Below are 21,492 nucleotides of genomic sequence, written 5' to 3'. Positions count from 1 at the left end.
GTCCGTTTCCCGGGCGCCGGATTTCGTGAACAATGACCGGGGCGTATAAGGGCTGCAAGCAACCCGACCGAAAGGACCTCCCGATGTCCATACGCCCCGTCAAGCACGAAAGCATCGCCCAGCCGACCATGGAAGGCGCCGGCGTCAAGCTGCACCGCGTCTTCGGGTTCGGAGACCCCTCGATGACCGATCCCTTCCTGATGATGGACGATTTCCGCAACGACAACCCTGCGGACTACATCCGCGGCTTCCCCTGGCATCCCCATCGCGGCATCGAGACCATAACCTATGTGCTGGCCGGCACCGTGGAACACGGCGACAGCCTCGGCAACAACGGCGTCATGGGTGCCGGCGACGTGCAGTGGATGACCGCTGGCAGCGGCATCCTGCATCAGGAAATGCCGCGCGGCGACTTTGCCGGCAAGATGCACGGTTTCCAGCTGTGGGCCAACCTGCCCTCCTCGCTGAAAATGACCGCGCCGCGCTACCAGGACATCAAGTCCGCCGACATCCCCGTCGTCGTCGATGACGACGGCACGGCGGTGCGTATCATCAGCGGCAGCTTCTGGGGCCGGAGCGGGCCGGTTGACGGCATCGCCGCCGAACCGGTCTATCTTGACGTTTCCGTACCGCCGGGCAAGCGCAAGGTGCTGCCCGTCGACACCTACCGCTCCGCCTTCGCCTATATCTTCGCCGGTTCGGGCACCTTCCGCGATGCCTCCAAGCCGTTCGGCGTGAAGGTGGAGAAGGAGTACCAGGGCGAGGAGCTGAACATTCGCGATCTCTCCGGCAACCGCACGCTCGTGGTCTTCGACACGGGCGACGAGGTGACGGTTCAGGCTGGCGAGAAGGGCATCCGCTTCCTGCTCGTTACCGGCAAGCCGATCCAGGAGCCCGTCGCTTGGCATGGTCCGATCGTGATGAACACGCGCGAGGAGCTGCAGCAGGCGATGCGCGAACTGCAGAACGGCACCTTCATCAAGCCGGCGCATTGACGCGCGGCCGCGAAACCCTATCCTTCCGCCCTGTCCCGCGGCGGAAGGATAGACCATGCGGATCGACGGCCAATGCCATTGCGGCTTCGTCACCTACGAAGCCGAGATCGACCCCGAGGCGGTCTCCATCTGTCATTGCACGGATTGCCAGCGGCTGACCGGCTCGCCCTACCGCGTCACCGCGAGCCTTCCGAAGGACGCCCTGCGCCTCACCGGCAATCCGCCGAAACTCTACACGAAGACGGCCGAGAACGGCCGCAAGCGCCTGCAGTATTTCTGCCCCGAATGCGGTTCGCCCCTGTTCACGACAGGCACGGACACCGATGCTGCAACGTGGGGCATCCGCTGGGGCAGCATCAACCAGCGCGCCGCGCTTTCCCCGAAAAGCCAGATCTGGTGCCGCTCGGCCCTCGACTGGTTCGGAGAAGCGACGGCGCTTCCCGGCGTCGCGACGGATTGAACCATGGCGACGGAGCGTTTCCAGATCGTGCGAACGGGCCTCGACGGTATCGAGGCGGTCTTTGCCGACAGCCGGCATACCTTCGCGCGCCATACGCACGAGACCTACGGCATCGGCCTCATCGAACGCGGCGCGCAGAAATCGGCGAGCGGGCGCGGGCTGGTGGAGGCAGCGGCCGGCAACACGATTACCGTCAATCCGGGCGAGGTGCACGACGGCGCGCCAATCGGCGGCGCCGCGCGTGCCTGGCACATGCTCTACCTGCAGCCCGCGCTCGTCCAAGCGGCCGCCGAAGATATTTTCGAAGGGCGACCGCGCGAGGAATTCTACGCGCCGGTGCTGGAGGACGGGCGCATTGCGGGCCTGGTTTCGAGGCTGCTCACCCTGCTTCTCGACGCAAGCGCCGGCGCGCTCGGCCGCGAAGAACAGCTTCTCCTGCTGCTTGCCGCCGTGCTGCGCGAACAGGCGCCGCGGCAGGACGGTCCCGCGGCGATCGGCCGTGCCCGTGACCGGCTCGACGGCGATCCGGCCTCGGCCGTGACGCTGGAAAACCTTGCCAGCGAGTGTGGGCTCGGCCGCTTCCGGCTGGTGCGCGATTTTGCCCGCCTCACCGGCCTGACACCGCATGCCTACCTGCTCCAGCGCCGCACCGAGCTTGCCCGGCGGCTGATTGCTTCCGGCACGCCGCTCGCCGAGGCAGCGATTGCGTCCGGCTTTGCCGACCAGAGCCACATGACGCGCAATTTCACCCGCCGCTACGGCTACACACCCGGCACCTATCTCGCCGCCCGCGCCTGAACGGCCTGCATCCCGCAATTTCGTTCAAGACCCGCGCCGCCCTTCCGGTATTCCCTGCCGTCTTTCAAGCCGCATGGAACCAGACATGACTTCCGAATTCCTCATTACCTCGCTCGTCGTCATCCTTTTGCCCGGCACCGGCGTGATCTATACGCTGGCGCTCGGCATCAGCGGCGGGTTCCGCGCTGCTGTTCTGGCCGCCTTCGGCTGCACGCTCGGCATCATCCCGCATATCCTCGCCAGCGTCGTTGGCCTCGCCGCCGTGCTGCATGCCAGTGCGCTCGCCTTCGAGGTGCTGCGCTATATCGGCGTCGCCTATCTCCTGTTCATCGCCTGGAGCCTGCTGAAGGACAGCAATGCGCTGGATGTCGGGCCGGAGCAGGCACCGGTCGGCGGCGCGGCAAGGATCGTGCGCAAGGGCATCTTCACCAACATCTTCAATCCGAAGCTCTCGCTGTTCTTTCTCGCCTTCCTGCCGCAGTTCATCCCGGCGGGCACTTCCGGCGATGCCACCGGACAGATGCTCTTCCTCGGCGGCATCTTCATGGCGCTCACCTTCCTTGTCTTCGTCGGCTATGGAGCGCTTGCCGCCGGCCTGCGCCGGCAGGTGCTGAGCCGGCCGGCGGTCATCGTCTGGATGCAGCGCAGCTTCGCCGCCGCCCTCGGCCTCATGGGCCTCAGGCTTGCACTCGCCGACCGGTAACGGCCTGAGCGGGCTGCCGACCGGTCCTAAAGAGCGTGAAAATGATGCAGCGGGCCGTGGCCGGAGCCGACGGTCAGCGCATCCGACATGCGCACGGCACCGGCGATGAAGCGCTTGGCCGCCGCCACGGCATCGGGGAGCGCCAGTCCCTTGCCGAGTTCGGCTGCGATTGCGCTCGACAGGGAACAACCGGTGCCATGCGTGTTGCGTGTCAGCACCCGCACACCCTCGAACCAGTGCAGCCGGTCTGGCGTCGCGAGCACGTCGGGGCTCTCGCTGCCCGGCAGATGACCGCCCTTCAGCAGCACCGCCTTCGGCCCGAAGCCAAGCAGCCGCCTTGCCTGGTCCTCCATACCAGCCCGGTCCACGGCCTCCGCCTCGCCCAGGAGGGCAGCCGCCTCCGGCAGATTCGGCGTCAGCACGCTTGCGCGCGGCAGCAGCTGGCGCGTCAGTGCGGCGACGGCCTCCTGCGCCAGGAGCGAAGCCCCGCCCTTGGCGACCATGACCGGGTCGAGCACGATGGGCACATCACGATGCGGCGAGAGGGCAGCGGCCACGGCTTCGGCGATCTCTGCCGAGGCGATCATGCCGATCTTCACCGCATCCACCCGGATATCGGCGAAAACCGCGGCGATCTGCGCCGCCACGAAGCCGGGCGGCACCAGATGCACGCCGGAAACGCCTTGCGTATTCTGCGCCGTCAGGGCCGTCAGGGCCGCCATACCGTAAGCACCGCGCGCGGCAAACGTCTTGAGATCCGCCTGTATGCCCGCGCCGCCCGAGGGGTCGGAGCCCGCGATCGAGAGAATGTTTGCGATTGTGTCGGCCATCTCGCCTCCTTTCGGCAGGGGTGGCCTCGGGGTGGCTGCGATGCGGCACCCGTTCGACTCCCTCCGCCGGCATGATCCGGTTCAGGTTCAAAGGGTGCTTCTCAGCCCGCCTTCCGGCGGACGCCCCTGTCTTAAACGAGTTTTCGCAAATGACGCGGCGCCTGTCACGCCGAAAGTGGCGTACAGGAGCGTTTGCCCCCGGCGCCATGCATCCTTCTCCCTGTCCGCAGGGAGAAGGCGGCCGATGGATTCGCAGGCAGGTAACCCGCCCAATCAGGCCTTTGTGACGTGGTATTCCTTGATGGCAACCATCTTGATTGCCGGATACCGCTCTGCCTCGTAGCGCAGCGAGAAGGCATCCTGCGCCAGGAAGACCGGGTCGCCGTCAAGGTCGCGGGCGATATCGCCGCGGCGCTGGGTGACGAACTTGTCCAGCTCCGCTGCGCTGTCCGAGGAAATCCAGCGGCAGACGGAAAAGCGTGACATTTCGAAGGAGACCGGCAGGCCATATTCCGCCGAAAGCCGCTCCTTCAACACGTCGAGCTGCAGCGCACCGACGACGCCGACGATGGCGGGCGAGCCGTCTTCCGGCGAGAAGAGCTGCACGACGCCCTCCTCCGCCATCTGCTGGAGCGCCTCCTTCAGCTTCTTGGCTTTCATCGCGTCTTCCAGCCGCACGCGACGCAGAATTTCCGGCGCGAAGTTCGGCACGCCTTCGAAGACCAGCGCCTCGCCTTCCGTCAGCGTGTCGCCGATGCGCAGCGTGCCATGGTTGGGGATACCCACCACGTCGCCGGCATAGGCCGTATCGGCCAGCTGGCGCTGCGAGGCGAAGAAGAACTGCGGGGCGGAAAGGCCGATCGTCTTGCCCGTGCGGGCAAGGCGCACCTTCATGCCACGCTCCAGCATGCCGGAGCAGACGCGGGCAAAGGCGATGCGGTCGCGATGGTTCGGGTCCATGTTCGCCTGGATCTTGAAGACGAAGGCCGTCATCTTGTCTTCCGAGGCGTGGACCTTGCGCACATCCGCCACCTGATCGCGCGGCGGCGGCGCGAAGGCGCCGAGTGCGTTGATGAGGTCTCGCACGCCGAAATTCCGCAGCGCCGAGCCGAAGAAGACCGGCGTCATGTGCCCCTCAAGGAAGGCCTCCTGATCGTAGGGCCGGCAGGCCTCGCGGGCGAGTTCAAGCTCTTCGGTGAAGGCGGCCCGCTCGTTTTCCGGCAGGTTCTTCGCCACGACGGCCGGGTCGTCGATCTTCGTTGGCTGCACCTGCGTGTCCGAGCCGCGGAAGGTGCGCTCGGCCAGGTGATAGGAGCCGCAGAAGGTCTTCGAGCGGCCGACTGGCCAGGTGATGGGCGCGGTGTCGAGCGCCAGCTTCTCTTCCACCTCGTCGAGGATTTCGAAGGGGTCGCGGCTCTCGCGGTCCATCTTGTTGACGAAAGTGATGATCGGGATGTCGCGCAGGCGGCAGACCTCGAACAGCTTCAGCGTGCGCGGTTCGATGCCCTTGGCGGCGTCGATGACCATGACCGCCGCATCCACCGCCGTCAGCGTGCGATAGGTGTCGTCGGCGAAGTCCTCGTGGCCGGGCGTATCGAGAATGTTGAAGACGTTGCCGCCATATTCGAAGGTCATCACCGAGGTGACGACGGAGATGCCGCGTTCACGCTCGATCTTCATCCAGTCCGAACGGGTCTGGATGCGGTCCTTCTTCGCCTTCACTTCGCCGGCGAGCTGGATGGCACCGCCGAAAAGCAGGAGCTTTTCCGTGAGGGTGGTCTTACCGGCATCCGGGTGCGCGATGATCGCAAAGGTGCGGCGGCGGGAGACCGCCTCTGCAAGGGTTTCGGCCATTTTCTGCAATATCCTGTGAGTTGCCGCGGTCTTTACAGGCTCCGCCGGGAAGATGCAATTGACGGGGTGGGACTGCGGCCGGCTTATGGGCGGATGAACGCACACGCCTCCACCCAGTCCATGCTCAGCCTTCTCCGCCTGCCGCATGGCGCAGGCATAGAACTTCCCGCCTACGAGACCGGCGGCGCCGCCGGCATGGACCTGCGTGCCGCCGTGGCGCAAGACCAGCCGCTGACACTGCTGCCCGGCAAGCGCACCCTGGTGCCGACCGGCTTCGTCTTCGAAATCCCGTCCGGTTACGAGGGGCAAGTCCGCCCCCGCTCCGGCCTTGCCTTCAAGAACGGCGTCACCTGCCTCAACACGCCCGGCACCATCGACAGCGACTATCGCGGCGAGGTGAAGGTGCTGCTCGTCAATCTCGGCGATGAGCCTTTCGTCATCGAGCGCGGCATGCGCATCGCGCAGATGGTGATCGCCCCGGTCACGCAGGTCGCCGTGCGCGAGGCGGAGACGGCGAGCGAGACGACACGCGGAGCCGGCGGTTTCGGCTCCACTGGCGTACGCTAGGTCGATGCCCCACCGCGAAGACCTTTCCTTCCGTTCGGACTATTTCGGCGACAGCGCCGCCTGGCGGGCGCTCGCCGGTCTGCTTGAGGATGTCTTCGACATCGATGTGACGGTCATGGACCGGCTCGGCGGACCGGACCCGACCAGTATCCCCTTTGCCTGGTTCGACGGCGAAGGCTGCTGCATCGCAAATATCAGTGCCTTTTCCCTGCCGCTTGTCGTCAACGGCACCTTCGTGCGCGCCGCGGGCCTGCAATCGGGCGCCGTGCGGCCGGAATACCGTGGAAAGGGACTCTACCGCGACGTCATGGAAGCGGCGCTCCGGCACTGCGATGCGGAAGGGTTCGAGGCCGTCATGCTTCTGACCGATACGCCGGATCTCTACCGCCGCCATGGCTTTCGCGTGCTGGCGCAGCATCGTTTCGAAGGACCGGCGCCGACAGGCGGCCGGGCCGGGCCGCTTCGACGGCTCGATATCGGCAGCGAGGCCGATGTCACGCTGCTCGGCCGCCTGCTTGAGGGACGCCGACCGGTATCCGATCACTTTGCGCCGCTGCGGCAGAAGGAGATGTTCCTCTTCAATGCCGCGCTGATGCCAGACCTCAGGCTCGACCTGATGGAAGAGACCAATACCGCGATCGCCTGGCAGATGAGCGAGGATGGCGGCGTCGATCTCCTCGATGTCGTCGGCGCGCGCATTCCAAGCCTTGCGGACATCCTGGCGAGCCTGCACACCGCACCTGCCCGTGTCACCGTGCACTTTGCACCCGATCATCTGGGCTGGGCGGGCGCGGGTCTACCGGACGAAAACGACATGGTGCTCATGCTGCGCGGGTCGGATGGGCTTTCGCCGGAGCAACCTTTCGCGCTGCCGCCGATGGCCGAGTTCTGATCAGCGGCGCGCATCCATCGCCATGCGCAGCGCAAACCCCGCGAGCACGGTGCCCATGAGCCAGCGCTGCACCAGCATCCAGCGCGGACGAGCCGTGAAAAGGGCAGCAACGGAGCCGGCGGAAACAGCGATCAGTGCGTTGATGCTGATGCTGATGGCGACCTGCGTGCCGCCAAGGACCAGTGCCTGCAGGAAGACATCGCCCTTTGCCGGGTCGATGAACTGCGGCAGCAGCGAGATATAGAGCACCGCGACCTTCGGGTTCAGCAGGTTTGTCAAAAGGCCCATGAGAAAAAGCTTGCGGTTGCTGTCTCGCGGCAGCGCCTTCACCTCGAAGGCGGAGCGCCCGCCAGGACGTAGCGCTTGCCAGGCAAGCCAGGCCAGATAGAGCGCGCCGGCAAACCGCAGCGCATCATAGGCATAGGGCACCGCCATCAGAAGCGCGGTGATGCCAAGGGCTGCGGAGATGAGGTAGAACACGAAACCGAGCGCCACGCCGCCAAGCGAGACAAGACCGGCTGCCGGCCCCTGACAGATCGAGCGGGAGATGAGATAGATCATGTTCGGGCCCGGCGTCAGCACCATGCCGAGCGCGATGAGGGCAAAGGCGGCAAGGCTGGTGACGTCGGGCATCCACGATCCTCCATGGCGGGAACAAGACATATCGCGCGTTTCCAGCCCGCCGCAAGTGCCCATCTCCCCCGACGCCATGGAGGCGTGAAAGGTGTGCAGCGCAGTTTTCCAAAGCCCGGTTTTCCGTTCCGTCTAGAGCGCTACAAAACCGCTTCGCTCCTGGGCTGGAAGTGCGCTAGAAGAACAGGATCCTTCGGAGTTCCGTCATGACCGTCGCTGTCCTGCTTGCCTATTGTGGCGCCTTGTTCATCGCTGCCATCATTCCCGGTCCCGGCATCACGGCGATCGTCGCGCGGGCGCTCGGCTCGGGGTTCCGGCCCACTTTCTTCATGGGGCTCGGCCTCATCCTCGGCGACATGATCTATCTGACGGCGGTCATCCTGGGCCTTGCCTTCATCGCCCAGACCTTCACCACGACCTTCATGCTGATCAAGATCGCAGGCGCGCTCTATCTCGGCTATATCGCCTGGAAGCTCTGGACGAGCGGCCTCATCCCGCAGGATATCGAGGCGCGGACCTCGAGCAGCATGACGATGTCGTTCCTCTCGGGTCTCTTCGTGACGCTCGGCAACCCGAAGACCATGCTCTTCTATGTCGCGCTGGTGCCGACGCTGATCGATCTTGAGGCGATCGGCCTTGAAGACTACGGCATGCTGCTTGCCGCGACCTTCGTGGTGCTGCTCGTCGTGCTGGTGCCCTATATCGCCCTTGCCTCGCGCGCGAGGCTTCTCCTGAAGCAGCCGAAGGCGCTGCAGCGGATGAACCGGATCGCCGCCGGCATTCTCGCCGGAACCGCCGCTTACATCGCAACCCGCGCGGCGTGAAGGTTCATCCGGTTTTGCACCGGCAGGAAACGGATTATTCCGCTTTCGGCACTTTTGTCGCGAAATCCGGACTCGTCTCCGGCACCATTCGCTCCTATCTTCTGCGGAACGAGAACCGAGGGAGCACCCGATGACCGACACCCGCAAACCCGGCCGCGGCCGTATCTACGCCTCCATCACCGAGACGATCGGCGATACGCCGATCGTGCGGCTCGACAAATTTGCGAAGGAAAAGGGCGTTTCGGCCACCCTTCTTGCAAAACTCGAATTCTTCAACCCGATCGCCTCGGTAAAGGACCGTATCGGCGTGGCGATGATCGAGGCGCTCGAAGCCGATGGCAGGATCACGCCCGGCAGCTCGACGCTGGTGGAGCCGACCTCGGGCAATACGGGGATCGCCCTCGCCTTCGCTGCCGCCGCCAAGGGCTACCGCCTCATTCTCACCATGCCGGAGACCATGTCGATCGAGCGGCGCAAGATGCTGGCGCTGCTCGGTGCCGAACTTGTGCTGACCGAAGGCCCGAAGGGCATGAAGGGCGCGATTGCCAAGGCAGAGGAGCTGGCCGCCACCATTCCCGGCGCGATCATCCCCCAGCAGTTCGAGAACCCGGCCAATCCCGAAATCCACCGCCGGACGACCGCCGAAGAGATCTGGAACGACACGGACGGCGCGGTCGATATCCTCGTTTCCGGCATCGGCACCGGCGGCACGATCACCGGCGCCGGCCAGGTGCTCAAGGCAAGGAAGCCCGGTTTCAAGGTCGTCGCCGTCGAGCCGGCCGACAGCCCGGTCCTGTCCGGCGGCACTCCCGGCCCGCACAAGATCCAGGGCATCGGCGCCGGTTTCGCGCCGGCGGTCCTTGATACGTCCGTCTATGACGAGGTCGTGACCGTCACGAACGACGAGGCCTTCGAAAATGCCCGCCTCGTGGCACGGCTGGAAGGCGTACCGGTCGGCATCTCCTCCGGCGCAGCGCTCACCGCCGCCGTCAAGGTCGGCAGCCGCCCGGAAAACGCCGGCAAGACCATCGTCGTCATCATCCCCTCCTTTGCCGAGCGCTACCTTTCCACCGCGCTCTTCGAAGGTCTCGGCGGCTGAGGCTCCCGGCCCGTCGCGCCATGCGCAAGGCGGGCCGCCACCATTTCCCGGCGGGCACTTCATGCTCCACCATCTCTCCCTCGGCGTTCGCGACATTCTCCGCGCAGCCGCGTTCTACGACGCGGCCCTGGCGCCGCTCGGCTACGGGCGGGTGTGGTCGGATATCCGCCCCGGCGAACCGGATCAGGCCGTCGGCTACGGGCCGCCGGGCAGTGGCGACAAGCTCTGCCTGAAGGACCGCGGCATGGTCGCCGCCCCGCCGGGACCGGGCTTTCACGTCGCTTTCGCCGCACCCAGCCGCAGCGCGGTGGACGCCTTCCATCAGGCCGCCCTTTCCGCCGGCGGACGCGACAACGGCCCGCCCGGCCTTCGGCTCCACTACGGTCCGGCCTACTATGCGGCCTTCGTGATCGATCCCGACGGGCACGCTATCGAAGCCGTCTTCAAAGACCCGGTTTGAGCCTCTATCGGCAGGCGCACCGTTCGCCCGCCACCGATCAACCTGGCACGATCCTCTCCAAATCAAGGACGGCTCGGGTCGCGACACAATCCTCGGCCTCTAAGGCGGGAGGCACTTGATCGGCAACGGTGCGACGAATGGCACCGGCGACCGGGAGGTCTACGCGTCCGTCAGAACAATCCCGATGAAATCCGGCTCACCGGAGTGGCTGCAAAACTTGTTCTCAACACCATCCGGCACCGAAGCGATTTCGCTTCGGCTGGTGGGGCTTTGGTTTTGTGGTGTATCCATGTCGCTGGAGCATTTCCGGTAAATCCGTGTTCACCGGAAATGCTCTATCTCCTTTGTTTCTTCCGCATTGCCCGCCGCCGAAACGATCCCGCTTCGGCTGGAAATGCTCCAGGATCACGCCGCCGCGGAAAGCCGTTCGCTCGCAATGCGGTAGGAGATTGCCTCCGCAAGGTGAATACGCCCGACGATGGGCGTTTCGTCGAGATCGGCGAGCGTGCGGGCGACCTTGAGGACGCGGTGATAGCCGCGCGCGGAAAAATGCATCTTTTCCGCGGCATCGCGCAGAAGCTGGAGGCCACCGGGATCGGGCTCCGCCACCTTTTCGACGAGCGCGGTCGAAGCACGCGCATTGCTGGTGACGGAGGCCATGCCGAGCCGGGCAAAACGATCGACCTGCAGGGCGCGGGCACGGGCAACGCGGCGGGCGACGGTCTCGCTGGCCTCGGCAGCCATGGGGCGGATGAGGTCCGTCGCCGAAACGGCCGGCACGTCGATGCGGATGTCGATACGGTCCATCAGCGGACCGGAAATGCGGGCCTGATAGTCGCTCATGCAGCGCGGACCGCGGGCGCAGCTGCGGCCGGGTTCACCCGCCATGCCACAGCGGCAGGGGTTCATCGCCGCGACGAGCTGCATGGCGGCAGGGTAGCTCACCCGATGGTTTGCCCGGGCAATGATGCACTCCCCCGTTTCAAGCGGCTGGCGCAGGGCATCGAGCGCCTGCGGCGAGAATTCCGGCAGTTCGTCGAGGAAGAGCACACCATTGTGGGCGAGCGACACCTCGCCGGGCCTTGCCCGCGATCCGCCGCCGACCAGCGCGGCCATGGTGGCGGAATGGTGCGGTGCACGAAAGGGCCGACGATCCGACAGCCGCCCGCCGGAAAGCTGGCCGGCGATGGAATGGATCATCGAGACCTCCAGCAGCTCGCGCGGCGAGAGCGGCGGCAGGATGGCGGCAAGGCGCGCGGCGAGCATGGATTTTCCCGAGCCCGGCGGGCCGACCATCAAGAGGTTGTGGTTTCCCGCCGCCGCGACCTCCAGCGCCCGCTTGGCACTCTCCTGCCCACGGATATCGGCAAGATCCGGCAGGCCCGCCGCTGCCGTACGGATGGCGGGCGCCGGCCGGGACAGGACCTGCGTGCCCTTGAAATGGTTGGCGAGTGCAATAAGGCTGCGCGGTGCCAGGATGTCGAGATCGCCGCCGGCCCAGGCGGCTTCCGCACCGTTTTCCGCGGGGCAGATCAATCCCTTGCCGAGCGCATTCGCCCCCATGGCCGCCGGCAGCGCCCCGGCGACCGCGGCGATCGTGCCATCGAGGTTCAGCTCGCCGATGACGACGTAGTCCTCCAGCGCATCCCCCGGCACGGCACCGAGCGCCATCATGAGGCCGAGCGCGATGGAAAGGTCGTAGTGGCTGCCTTCCTTCGGCAGATCCGCCGGAGCGAGATTGACCGTCACGCGCTTCGGCGGCAAGGAGAGGCCCGACGCGTGCAGGGCGGCCTGCACCCGCTCGCGGCTTTCGGCAACCGCCTTGTCCGGCAGGCCGACGATCTGCATGCCCACCTTGCCGGGTGCGACCATGACCTGCACATCGACGGGCACACCCTCGATGCCCTGAAATGCAATCGTACCGACCCGCGCCACCATGATTGCCCCCGCCCGCTCCCGCCGCGCCGCGCTTCATTTCGCGCAAGGCACCGCGACACGTTTTCGCCGAAAACGATTGCCGCAACCCCTTCTGGTTGCAGGCGCAAATCTGGCATGGAATTCGGAATGAAACAAGAACAATTACAGAACTTGCGAGGGAATTTTCCGCGCACCGGTTGTACTCGGTTGCAATGACGGAACGAAGGCGGGACGTTCGCGAACGGAACGCCCCGCAACGGTCCTTGCCGCGGGTGGCAAGCGGCTCAGCGCTTGCTCTCGATGGCGTCCCAAAGCAGGGCGGAGATGTCTGCGCCGCCGAACTTCCGCACCTCCCGGATGCCTGTCGGAGAGGTCACGTTGATCTCTGTCATATAGTCGCCGATGACGTCGATGCCGACGAAGAGGAAGCCGCGCTCGCGCAGCGCCGGGCCGATCCGGGCGCAGATCTCCTTTTCGCGCGCCGTCAGCTCCGTCGGCTCCGGCCGGCCGCCGGCATGCATGTTGGAGCGGGCGTCGTGTTCGGCAGGCACGCGGTTGATGGCACCGACCGGCTCGCCATCGACGAGCAGGATGCGCTTGTCGCCCTTGCGTACGTCCGGCAGGTACTGCTGGGCGATGAAGGGTTCGCGGAACATCTGGCCGAACATCTCGAGCAGCGAGGAGAGATTGCGGTCGTCCTTGGTAGAATGGAAGACGCCGGCGCCGCCATTGCCATAGAGCGGCTTCAGGATCATGTCGCCCATCTCTTCACGGAAACGGCGGATTTCGGCGGGATCGCGGGTGATGAGCGTTGCCGGCATGAGGTCGGCGAATTCGGTGACGAAGATCTTTTCCGGCGAGTTGCGCACCCAGGCCGGGTCGTTGACGACCAGCGTCTTCGGGTGGATGCGCTCCAGGAGATGCGTCGAGGTGATGTAGGACATGTCGAAGGGCGGGTCCTGGCGCAGCAGCACCACATCCATCGTCGAGAGGTCGATGCGCTCGGGGTCACCGAGCGTATAGTGGTCGCCCTTGACGTCGCGCAATTCCATCGGCTCGGCGGTGGCGTAGACCTTGCCGTCGCGCAGGCTCAGACGGTCTGGCGTATAGTGAAAAAGCCTGTAGCCGCGGTTCTGCGCCTCAAGGCTCATGGCGAACGTGGAATCGCCGGCGATGTTGATGGTCGACACATGGTCCATCTGGACCGCGACGTTCTTGATCTTTGCCATGGAAAGTCCCCTCAGGAATGCCCGACACATTTAGGGTGCGGGCGGCGCGATGGCAACGGGCCTCGCACGGGGTCAGGCTAAGCCATCGATTTGGCAGGTGATGAGGTCGTGGTCGGAAAGCGGGCGTCCGGAGGGGCAGAGCGAGGAGACGATCTGCGTCTGCGAGACGGCGAGGCCGCGTGCAAGAAACCAGTCGAGCTTCATCGCCCGCTCGGGCCAGCGCGTGATGAGGCTCGGGCGTGTCGTCATCCCGTCCAGCGGGCCGCCATGGCGAATGAAGCCCCGTTCAGCCGCGCGGGCAAAAAGCCCCTCGGCCTCGAAATCGCCGTCGGCGTGGTTGCCCGTGTTGAGGTCACCGCCGATGAGGACGGGATGGCCGGGGAAAGCGGCGTCGAGCGCGTCGATCAGGCCGTTCATCTGGTGCTCGCGATAGGCGGCCGTCGTGGCGCTTTCGAAATGCGTGGAGGCAAGGACGAGTGGGCCGGCCTCCGTGTTGACGACAGCGCCGATCGCCATGCGCTCGCCGAGACGCGGCTGGTCGACCTCGCCCATGAACCACAACCGCTCACCTTCCAGCCGCAGCAGGAAAGGCTGGTGCAGCGGCACGGTGGCCATGAGGCCGTTGCCGTGCAGACCGCGACGATTGAACGGATCCTTGCAGAATTCCAGCTCCGTGTCGGAGCCGAGGCCGAGTTCGATGAATTCGACGCCGTAGAGATAGGCCATGCCGAGATCGCCGGCGACCTCGGCCGTGGTGTGACGCTGGCGCGTGCGGGCCATGCCATCGTCCATTTCGGAGAGCAGCACGATCTCGGCACCGGTCGCGCCGAGATGCTCGGCGCTTTCGAGCGGAAAGAGGCAACGCTCGAGGTTCCACGCGGCGACGGTGAAGGGAAAGGGCAACGGTTCGGCGCGCTCGGCACGGCCGCCTTTCTCCACGGCGTTCATGCAGGCAAGCTCCGCCATCCGGGCATCGTGCGCCGGAATGGACTTTTCGAGATCGGCTATCGCCGCACGCTCCGCCGGAGTGGGAGCGGTCAACCTGTCGACGACCGCGCGGATCATGACGCGGGCTCCAGCGCCGGGATGCCGGCGACATGGGTTTCCGACCGCTCCTCGCGCGACCAGTCGATCCGCCGACCACTGGCACTGTCGAAGAAATGCAGCCGGCAGGGTGCGATGGAGAGCGACGCGGTTTCCGGCAGCAGATTTTCCGAGGAGACCGCGGCGACGAGCGGCTGGTCGCCGACGAAACCATGTACAAGACGCTGGGCGCCCAGTTCCTCGACATAATCGATCCGGAAAGGCAGGCTGCCCTCCCCGCCCGGATGGAGACGCAGGTCCTCGGCACGCAGGCCGACGGTCACAGTGCCCTGTGCCGGGACCGTGGCGCCGAGGTCGATGAGGGCCGGGCCGAGGGCGAGTTTGTTGCCATGGATTTCGCCGGAAACGAGATTCATAGCCGGCGAACCAATGAAGCTGGCAACGAAGGTTGTCGCCGGGCGATGATAGACATCGAGCGGGCGACCGATCTGCTCGATCCTGCCGCCGGAGAGCACGACGAGGCGGTCTGCCAGCGTCATGGCTTCGAGCTGATCGTGAGTGACGTAGATGGAGGTCGTGCCGACGCGGCGTTGCAGGCGCTTGATCTCGCCGCGCATGGAGACGCGCAGTTTCGCGTCGAGGTTGGAGAGCGGCTCGTCGAAGAGGAAGGCGGAGGGTTTGCGCACGATGGCGCGGCCCATGGCGACGCGCTGGCGCTGGCCGCCGGAGAGCGCGCGGGGCTTTCGCTCCAGATAGGGTTGGAGTTCGAGCATGCGGGCGGCTTCCGCCACGCGCGCGTCGATCTCGGCCTTCGGCGTGCGGCGGTTCTTGAGGCCGTAGGCAAGGTTTTCGTAGACCGTCATATGCGGGTAGAGCGCATAGTTCTGAAAGACCATGGCAATGTCGCGGTCGGCCGGATCGACATCGTTGACGACGCGTGGGCCGATCGTCACCTCACCCTCGCTGATCGTCTCCAGCCCCGCGACCATGCGCAAAAGCGTCGACTTTCCGCAGCCGGAGGGACCGACGAGCACGATGAACTCGCCGTCGGCGATGTCGATCGAGACGGAGCTGACGGCGGTCACGCCGCCATTGTAGATCTTGGACACGTCCTTGATACCAATCGATGCCATGGGACGACCCTCCTATTTGTCGCTTTCGGTAAGGCCCTTGATGAACCACCGCTGGAAGATCAGCACGATCATGACCGGCGGCAGCATGGCGAGGATCGCCAGCGCAAAGGCCTCGTTGTAATCGGGGATGTTGGAGCCGACCCAGACGAGCAGGATCTGCTTGATGCCACGCACCAGCGTGAAGAAGCGCTCGTCCGTGGTCATCAGCGTCGGCCAGAGATACTGGTTCCAGCCATAGACGAACATGATGATGAAGATGGCGGCGATCATGGTGCGCGAGAGCGGCACGAGCACGTCGATGAAGAATTTTATCGGCCCCGCTCCGTCGATGCGCGCGGCCTCCAGCAGTTCCTCCGGCACGGACTTGAAGAACTGGCGGAAGAAGAAGGTGCCGGTGGCCGATGCCAGGAGCGGCACGATGAGACCGGTATAGGTGTTGGTGAGCGAGAGCTTGTTCATCACCTCGTAGGAGGGGACGATGCGCACTTCGAGCGGCAGCAGCAGTGTCGTGAAGATCATCCAGAAGAACAGCGTGCCGAGCCTGAAGCGGAAATAGACGATGGCATAGGCGGCGAGCATGGACAGAATGATCTTGCCCGCGGCGAAACCGACACCAAGGATCAGCGAATTCCAGATCATGCGCGCACCGGTGATCTCGCCGGTAAAGCCGCCTTCGCGCGTCAAAACGGTGTTGTAGGTCTCGGTGAAATTGCCGCCCCAGGTGATGGAGAGGCCGTTCCTGTGGATGTCGGCGGCATCGTGCGTGGAGGTCATGAAGGCGACCACCACGGGCGCGACCATGACGAAGACGCCGAGCATGAGGATGAGATGATCGAACAGACGGGTACGGTTCATGGCGGGCGGCCTCTCAATTGTAGTGCACGCGCCGCTCGATGAAGCGGAACTGGAAGATGGTGAGCACGAAGACGACGATCATCAGGATGACGGACTGGGCGGAGGAGCCGCCGAGGTCGTTGCCGCGAAAGCCGTCCATGTAAACCTTGTAGACCAGCGTGATCGGGTTGTTGGCAGCCTTGTCCTTCACCATCACGTCGATCACGCCGAAGGTGTCGAAGAGGGCATAGGTCATGTTGATGATGAGCAGGAAGAAGGCAGTGGGTGCGAGCAGCGGCAGCGTCATCGTCCAGAAGCGCCGGACGCCGGAGCGGCAGTCGATGGCGGCCGCCTCGCGCACGGAGGCCGGAATGCTCTGGAGCCCCGAGAGGATGAAGATGAAATTGTAGGGGATCTGCTTCCACACCGACACGATGATCATGGCAATGGCGGTATCGTTGTAATTGAGGCCGACCTTCATGTCCCAGCCGAAAAGGGCGGCGAATTTCACCAGAGGGCCGATATGCTGGTCGAAGAACATCATGCCCATCAGGCCCGCGACCGGCGGGGCGATGGCGTAGACCCAGATCAGCAGCGTCTTGTACGTCGCGCTTCCCTTCAGCACCGCATCTGCCTTGACGGCGAGCAGCATGCCGATGCCGAGCGACAGGAAGGTGACGAGCGCGGTGAAGACCACGGTGAAGCGGGCAATCGCCTGGTATTGTGTGGAGCCGAGTGCATCCGAATAGTTCGCCAGGCCGACGAAGGTAGAACCGAAGCCGAAGGGATCCTCGAGATAGAAGGACGACTGGATCGCCTGGACGGACGGCCAGTAGAAGAAAACGAAGATGATCGCCATCTGCGGCGCGATAAAGAGATAGGGCAGGTAGGGCGACGAGAACTGGACGCGCTTCATGTCGTGGCCTTTGAAAGAGCGGAGGCGGCGGGCGACTGCCCCTCACCCCAACCCTCTCCCTAGCCAAGCGGGGAGAGGGGGAGGAAACGCCGCGGCTTGGTCCCTTCTCCCCACCTGCGGGGAGAAGGTGGCCGGCAGGCCGGATGAGGGGCCGGCCGGAGCTGAACCTATCAGCCGGCGGTCTTGGCAAAGCGGGCGAGCAGGTCGTTCGCCTCGGTCTCGATCGTCTTCAGGGCGTCTTCGACCGACGTTTCGCCGGCGAAGATACGACCGTATTCACGCTCCATGATCTCGCGGATCTGCGGGTAGAAGCCGAGGCGGTAGCCCTTCGACCAGTCGCCCGAGGGCAGCATGAGCTGCTTGATGCCGACTTCGGCGACCGGGGTCTTTTCATAGTAGCCTTCGGACTTCGCCAGCTCGTAGGCCGCCTTGGTGATGGCGACGTAGCCGGTGGCCTGGTGGTAGAACTTCTGCACTTCCGGCGAGGTCAGGAACTGGAAGAAATCGGCCGTGCACTTGTTCTCTTCGCCCGACTTGCCAGACATGGCAAACAGCGCAGCACCGCCGATGAAGGAGTTGGTGCCGGCGCCCTCGACGCTCTGCCAATAGGGCAGGAAGGTCGCGGTGAACGGCTTCTGCGCGGTCTTCGTCAGGCCACCGAAGGAACCCGAAGAGCCGATCCAGAAGGCGGCCTTGCCCTCTTCGAAAAGCTTCTGGTTGTCGTTCCAGCCGGCGCCGTAGTAGCCGAAGTAACCCTCGTCGGCCCAGGACTTCAGCTTGGTGAACATCATGACGAGGTTCGGGTCCGTCATGTTGATCTTGGTGTCAACGACCGAGTCGTAGCCGTTGTTGTTCGTTGCGAACTGGATGTTGTGGCGCGAGAAGAAGTTTTCGGTGAACTGCCAGGTCAGCTGCGACTGGACGAGCGGCAGGTAGCCGGCCTCCTTCAGCTTCGGCGCGATCGCCTCGAACTCTTCCCAGGTCTTCGGCGCTTCCACACCGACCTTTTCCAGGGCTTCGGTGTTCACGTACATGATCGGCGCTGAAGAGTTGAACGGCATGCCGACGAACTTGCCATCCGGCGCAGCGTAGAAATAGCGCACGCCCTCGATGAAGGCTTCGCGGTCGAACTTGTGGCCGGCGCCGGTGATCAGGTCTTCGGCCGGGATGACGGCGTTCGGAGCGTTGATGATCGTCGCCGCGCCGGCGTCGAAGACCTGCAGGATGTTCGGCTGCTCGCCCGAGCGGAAGGCGGCGATGCCGGAAGCGAGCGCTTCCTCATAGGTGCCCTTCGAAACCGGCGTCAGCGCGCAGGCCGACTGGGCCTCGTTGAACTTCTTGGCGACTTCATTGATGACTTCGCCGTTGCGACCGGCCATGCCGTGCCACCAGGTGATATTGGTGGCGGCCATCGACGCCGAGGCGGAAAACGCGAGTGCGAAACCTGCGAGGGAAAGCGGCTTGAACATGGGTTGCTCCTCTTCACCGGATTTGGTGTGAGGGGTGCACTAAGGGGCCACCGTGACGGGCGCGTTACGGTTTCGTGTCAGTTTCGTTACATTTTCCTTTTGATCAAAACGCATCCGGCAGATGCCGGGGAAGCCGCCAGGGGCGTACGGCGACGATGTCATATCTGAGGGAAAGGCGGTGGCCGTCGGGTTGCTGCGACAACCAGATTTCGCTTGCCGCACGGATGCGCTGCTGCGCGGTTCCTGTGACGGCAAAGACAGCGCTGTCGACATCACGGCGGGCCTTCACCTCGACACAGACGACCAGATCGCCCCGTCGCGCGATGATGTCGATTTCGCCGAGCTTCGTGCGGTAGCGGATCGCACGGATGCGAAACCCCCTGGCGACAAGGTAGAGCGCGGCGATGTATTCGGAGACGTGCCCGCGGCGAAAGGCCTTCAGCCGGCCCGGATCCGCCGGCCTATTGCCCATCGCCGCCCTTCAGGTCGATGAGGCGCTGGTAGAGATCGCGCCGCGGCAGGCCGGTCTGCCGCGCGGCCTCGGTCGCCGCCTTGCCGGCCGGCATGTCCCTGACGAGCGCGGCAAGCAACCGGTCGACATCCTCCGCCTCCGGTGCGGCGGCCTCACCGGGCGGGCCGATGACGAAGACGATCTCGCCCTTGACGGTGTGGCCGTCGCCGTAAAATACCGAAAGCTCGCCGAGCGTTCCGCGGCGAAACTCCTCGAAGGTCTTGGTCAGTTCACGACAGACGCAGGCCGCCCGCTCCTCCCCGAGCACCTCGGCCGCCGCCGCCACCGTCGCGGCGATGCGATGCGGGGATTCGAAGAACAGCAACGTCGCCGGCACGCCGGCAAGCTCGGCCAGACGATCCCGCCGCGCCTTGTCCTTGGACGGCAGGAAGCCGGCAAAGAAGAAGGCCTCGTTGGAGAGGCCCGAGCCGACGAGCGCAGCAAGCGGGGCGGAGGCGCCGGGAATGGGCACGACACGGTGGCCCGCAGCAATGGCGAGCAATGCCAGCCGGTATCCGGGATCGGAAACAAGCGGCGTGCCGGCATCGGAGACGAGAGCAACGGATTTGCCTTGCTCCAGCGCGGCGATGAGGCGCGGACCCGCCTCGTCTGCATTGTGCTCGTGATAGGCGTAGGGCCGGTTTACAATACCGTAGCGGCCGAGCAGGACGCGGGTGACGCGGGTGTCCTCACAGGCCAGCACATCAGCGCCCGCCAGGGTCTCGAGCGCCCGCAGCGTGATATCGGAGAGGTTGCCGATCGGCGTCGCGACGAGATAAAGCGCCGGCTCCAGCGGCCGGGCGGGTATCACGGCATTGTGCAGGCGAAAGGTCTTCGTGCCTCCGCCACCGCCGTTTGCCGCATCGTCATCCCGCATCGCCCGTCGCCTTTCCAGCCGCTGGGCGGCCGCCTGTCCTCATCCTTATGGGCGAGCGGGCAGGCCCTCGCAAGGTCCGGGCGTTGACTATCCTGTGTCCTCTTCCGTTAGCACTTGCAAAGTTCCGCATGTTTCTGCCATTTTGCCCGTCCACATCGTCCGGCACCCGCCGGGATTTCAAGGCAATGCCGCGCCGGCCTCCGGCGTGCTAGCGGTCGAAAGCGGTACAGTTCCATGCGCATTACTCTCGAGCGGTCCAATCTTCTGAAGTCGCTGAACCACGTCCATCGCGTGGTCGAACGGCGCAACACGATCCCGATCCTCTCGAACGTGCTGCTGCGTGCGGACGGCGCGAGCCTCGACATGAAAGCGACCGACCTCGACCTCGAAATCACCGAAGCGACGCCTGCCCAGATCGAGCAGGCCGGCGCGACGACCGTTCCCGCACACCTGCTGTACGACATCGTGCGCAAGCTCTCGGACGGTTCGGAAGTGCTGCTCGCCACCAGCACCGACGGTTCCTCGATGACGGTCACCTCGGGCCGTTCGAAATTCTCGCTGCAGTGCCTGCCACAGTCCGATTTCCCGGATCTCACCGCCGGCAGCTTCTCGCACACGTTCCGCCTGAAGGCGACGGACCTCAAGATGTTGATCGATCGCACCCAGTTCGCGATCTCGACGGAGGAGACCCGCTACTACCTCAACGGCATCTTCATCCACACGATCGAAAGCAACGGCCAGCTCAAGCTGCGCGCCGTCGCCACCGACGGCCACCGCCTTGCCCGCGCCGACGTGGAAGCGCCCTCGGGTTCCGAGGGCATGCCCGGCATCATCATCCCGCGCAAGACGGTCGGGGAACTGCAGAAGCTGGTCGACAACCCGGAGCTGACCGTGACCGTCGAGGTCTCGGACGCAAAGATCCGCTTCACCATCGGCTCGATCGTTCTGACCTCCAAGCTGATCGACGGCACCTTCCCGGATTACCAGCGTGTGATCCCGACCAACAACGACAAGGAGCTGAAGATCGACTGCCAGTCTTTCGCCCAGGCCGTCGACCGCGTCTCCACCATCTCTTCCGAGCGCGGCCGCGCCGTCAAGCTGGCGCTTGGCGAGGGCCAGCTGACGCTGACCGTCAACAACCCGGATTCGGGCAGCGCGACGGAAGAACTGCCGGTCGGGTATGACAGCGATCCGCTCGAAATCGGCTTCAACGCAAAATACCTTCTCGATATCACGTCGCAGCTTTCCGGCACGGAAGCCGTGTTCATGCTGGCCGATCCCGGTTCGCCGACGCTGGTGCGCGATCTCGCCGGTGACGACGCGCTCTACGTGCTCATGCCGATGCGCGTATAGGCCTCCCGTATCGGGGAAACTGTTCTGGAACCCGCCGGCCCGCCGGCGGGTTCTTTTTTAGGAAGTGCTTTCGCCGGCAGGGGAAACTTGCGGG

At 65.0% G+C, this 21,492-nt stretch carries 23 protein-coding genes and 1 riboswitch; of the genes, 11 read left to right on the top strand and 12 right to left on the bottom strand.

Features of this window, described 5'->3' with window-relative positions; all coding sequences use genetic code 11:
- The first annotated feature begins 83 nt into the window (after positions 1-83).
- From P9A16_RS12490 to P9A16_RS12475, 4 genes are all read left to right on the top strand, one after another.
- The gene (locus P9A16_RS12490) at positions 84-995 is read left to right on the top strand and encodes a pirin family protein (protein ID WP_024270233.1); all 912 of its coding nucleotides are present in this window, start codon (positions 84-86) and stop codon (positions 993-995) included.
- Between the two features lie 55 nt (positions 996-1,050).
- A complete protein-coding gene (locus P9A16_RS12485) occupies positions 1,051-1,455 on the top strand; it encodes a GFA family protein (protein WP_023515492.1) in 405 nt (134 codons plus the stop codon).
- 3 nt (positions 1,456-1,458) lie between these two features.
- Entirely contained in the window at positions 1,459-2,253 is a 795-nt protein-coding gene (locus P9A16_RS12480) for a helix-turn-helix transcriptional regulator (protein WP_024270234.1), read from the top strand.
- Between the two features lie 85 nt (positions 2,254-2,338).
- A complete protein-coding gene (locus P9A16_RS12475; RefSeq protein ID WP_023511947.1) occupies positions 2,339-2,956 on the top strand; it encodes a LysE family translocator in 618 nt (205 codons plus the stop codon).
- Positions 2,957-2,982: 26 nt separating this feature from the next.
- Here P9A16_RS12475 and thiD read toward each other — a convergent pair whose 3' ends face one another.
- Positions 2,983-3,786: a bifunctional hydroxymethylpyrimidine kinase/phosphomethylpyrimidine kinase gene (gene thiD / locus P9A16_RS12470; RefSeq protein WP_023511946.1), complete on the bottom strand. Its 804-nt coding sequence runs from the start codon at positions 3,784-3,786 to the stop codon at positions 2,983-2,985.
- A gap of 41 nt (positions 3,787-3,827) precedes the next feature.
- Positions 3,828-3,924: riboswitch (TPP riboswitch) on the bottom strand.
- Between the two features lie 135 nt (positions 3,925-4,059).
- Entirely contained in the window at positions 4,060-5,640 is a 1,581-nt protein-coding gene (locus tag P9A16_RS12465) for a peptide chain release factor 3 (protein ID WP_278025720.1), read from the bottom strand.
- A 93-nt stretch (positions 5,641-5,733) separates the two neighbouring features.
- Between P9A16_RS12465 and dut the strand changes: the two genes are divergently transcribed.
- Both dut and P9A16_RS12455 read left to right on the top strand, forming a co-directional pair.
- Positions 5,734-6,207: a dUTP diphosphatase gene (gene dut, locus P9A16_RS12460; protein WP_278025719.1), complete on the top strand. Its 474-nt coding sequence runs from the start codon at positions 5,734-5,736 to the stop codon at positions 6,205-6,207.
- 4 nt (positions 6,208-6,211) lie between these two features.
- The gene (locus P9A16_RS12455; protein ID WP_278025718.1) at positions 6,212-7,099 is read left to right on the top strand and encodes a GNAT family N-acetyltransferase; all 888 of its coding nucleotides are present in this window, start codon (positions 6,212-6,214) and stop codon (positions 7,097-7,099) included.
- Here the strand turns inward: P9A16_RS12455 and P9A16_RS12450 are convergent, their stop codons facing one another.
- Entirely contained in the window at positions 7,100-7,732 is a 633-nt protein-coding gene (locus P9A16_RS12450; RefSeq protein ID WP_278025717.1) for a LysE family translocator, read from the bottom strand. It abuts the gene before it with no gap.
- Between the two features lie 206 nt (positions 7,733-7,938).
- On the opposite strand from P9A16_RS12450, the gene P9A16_RS12445 reads away from it, so the two are divergent.
- The 4 genes from P9A16_RS12445 (at position 7,939) to P9A16_RS12430 (ending at position 10,428) form a co-directional block, all read left to right on the top strand.
- Positions 7,939-8,556: a LysE family translocator gene (locus tag P9A16_RS12445; protein ID WP_278025716.1), complete on the top strand. Its 618-nt coding sequence runs from the start codon at positions 7,939-7,941 to the stop codon at positions 8,554-8,556.
- 130 nt (positions 8,557-8,686) lie between these two features.
- A complete protein-coding gene (gene cysK / locus P9A16_RS12440) occupies positions 8,687-9,655 on the top strand; it encodes a cysteine synthase A (RefSeq protein ID WP_023511940.1) in 969 nt (322 codons plus the stop codon).
- A gap of 61 nt (positions 9,656-9,716) precedes the next feature.
- Positions 9,717-10,115 carry a VOC family protein gene (locus tag P9A16_RS12435; RefSeq protein ID WP_130516581.1) on the top strand — a complete coding sequence of 133 codons (399 nt, stop codon included), beginning with the start codon at positions 9,717-9,719 and terminating at the stop codon, positions 10,113-10,115.
- A gap of 115 nt (positions 10,116-10,230) precedes the next feature.
- Positions 10,231-10,428: a hypothetical protein gene (locus P9A16_RS12430; RefSeq protein ID WP_278025715.1), complete on the top strand. Its 198-nt coding sequence runs from the start codon at positions 10,231-10,233 to the stop codon at positions 10,426-10,428.
- Between the two features lie 92 nt (positions 10,429-10,520).
- Here the strand turns inward: P9A16_RS12430 and P9A16_RS12425 are convergent, their stop codons facing one another.
- The 9 genes from P9A16_RS12425 to rsmI form a co-directional block, all read right to left on the bottom strand.
- Positions 10,521-12,053 (bottom strand): YifB family Mg chelatase-like AAA ATPase, encoded by a 1,533-nt coding sequence (locus P9A16_RS12425; RefSeq protein ID WP_278025714.1) that lies wholly within the window; start codon positions 12,051-12,053, stop codon positions 10,521-10,523.
- Positions 12,054-12,316: 263 nt separating this feature from the next.
- On the bottom strand, positions 12,317-13,261 hold the full coding sequence (gene gshB / locus P9A16_RS12420) for a glutathione synthase (protein WP_023511937.1): 945 nt from the start codon (positions 13,259-13,261) through the stop codon (positions 12,317-12,319).
- A gap of 72 nt (positions 13,262-13,333) precedes the next feature.
- On the bottom strand, positions 13,334-14,326 hold the full coding sequence (locus P9A16_RS12415) for an endonuclease/exonuclease/phosphatase family protein (RefSeq protein WP_023511936.1): 993 nt from the start codon (positions 14,324-14,326) through the stop codon (positions 13,334-13,336).
- Positions 14,323-15,438: a sn-glycerol-3-phosphate import ATP-binding protein UgpC gene (locus tag P9A16_RS12410; protein ID WP_023511935.1), complete on the bottom strand. Its 1,116-nt coding sequence runs from the start codon at positions 15,436-15,438 to the stop codon at positions 14,323-14,325. The genes P9A16_RS12415 and P9A16_RS12410 overlap by 4 nt, the downstream gene beginning before the upstream one ends.
- Before the next feature lie 12 nt (positions 15,439-15,450).
- The gene (ugpE, locus tag P9A16_RS12405; protein WP_023514973.1) at positions 15,451-16,293 is read right to left on the bottom strand and encodes a sn-glycerol-3-phosphate ABC transporter permease UgpE; all 843 of its coding nucleotides are present in this window, start codon (positions 16,291-16,293) and stop codon (positions 15,451-15,453) included.
- Positions 16,294-16,306: 13 nt separating this feature from the next.
- Positions 16,307-17,188: an ABC transporter permease subunit gene (locus P9A16_RS12400; RefSeq protein WP_024270235.1), complete on the bottom strand. Its 882-nt coding sequence runs from the start codon at positions 17,186-17,188 to the stop codon at positions 16,307-16,309.
- A 170-nt stretch (positions 17,189-17,358) separates the two neighbouring features.
- Entirely contained in the window at positions 17,359-18,657 is a 1,299-nt protein-coding gene (locus P9A16_RS12395; protein ID WP_023512759.1) for an extracellular solute-binding protein, read from the bottom strand.
- Between the two features lie 103 nt (positions 18,658-18,760).
- A complete protein-coding gene (locus P9A16_RS12390) occupies positions 18,761-19,129 on the bottom strand; it encodes a YraN family protein (RefSeq protein WP_023512758.1) in 369 nt (122 codons plus the stop codon).
- Complete coding sequence (gene rsmI / locus P9A16_RS12385) at positions 19,119-20,045, bottom strand: 16S rRNA (cytidine(1402)-2'-O)-methyltransferase (protein WP_278025713.1); 927 nt, start codon at positions 20,043-20,045, stop codon at positions 19,119-19,121. The genes P9A16_RS12390 and rsmI overlap by 11 nt, the downstream gene beginning before the upstream one ends.
- Positions 20,046-20,279: 234 nt before the next feature.
- On the opposite strand from rsmI, the gene dnaN reads away from it, so the two are divergent.
- Positions 20,280-21,398, top strand: coding sequence for a DNA polymerase III subunit beta (dnaN, locus tag P9A16_RS12380; RefSeq protein ID WP_023512756.1), 1,119 nt, complete (start codon positions 20,280-20,282; stop codon positions 21,396-21,398).
- Positions 21,399-21,492 lie beyond the last annotated feature (94 nt).

The sequence above is a fragment of the Shinella sp. 838 genome, from assembly GCF_029623935.1.
Classification (GTDB): Bacteria; Pseudomonadota; Alphaproteobacteria; order Rhizobiales; family Rhizobiaceae; genus Shinella.
This window is presented reverse-complemented; position numbering and strand designations above follow the sequence as displayed.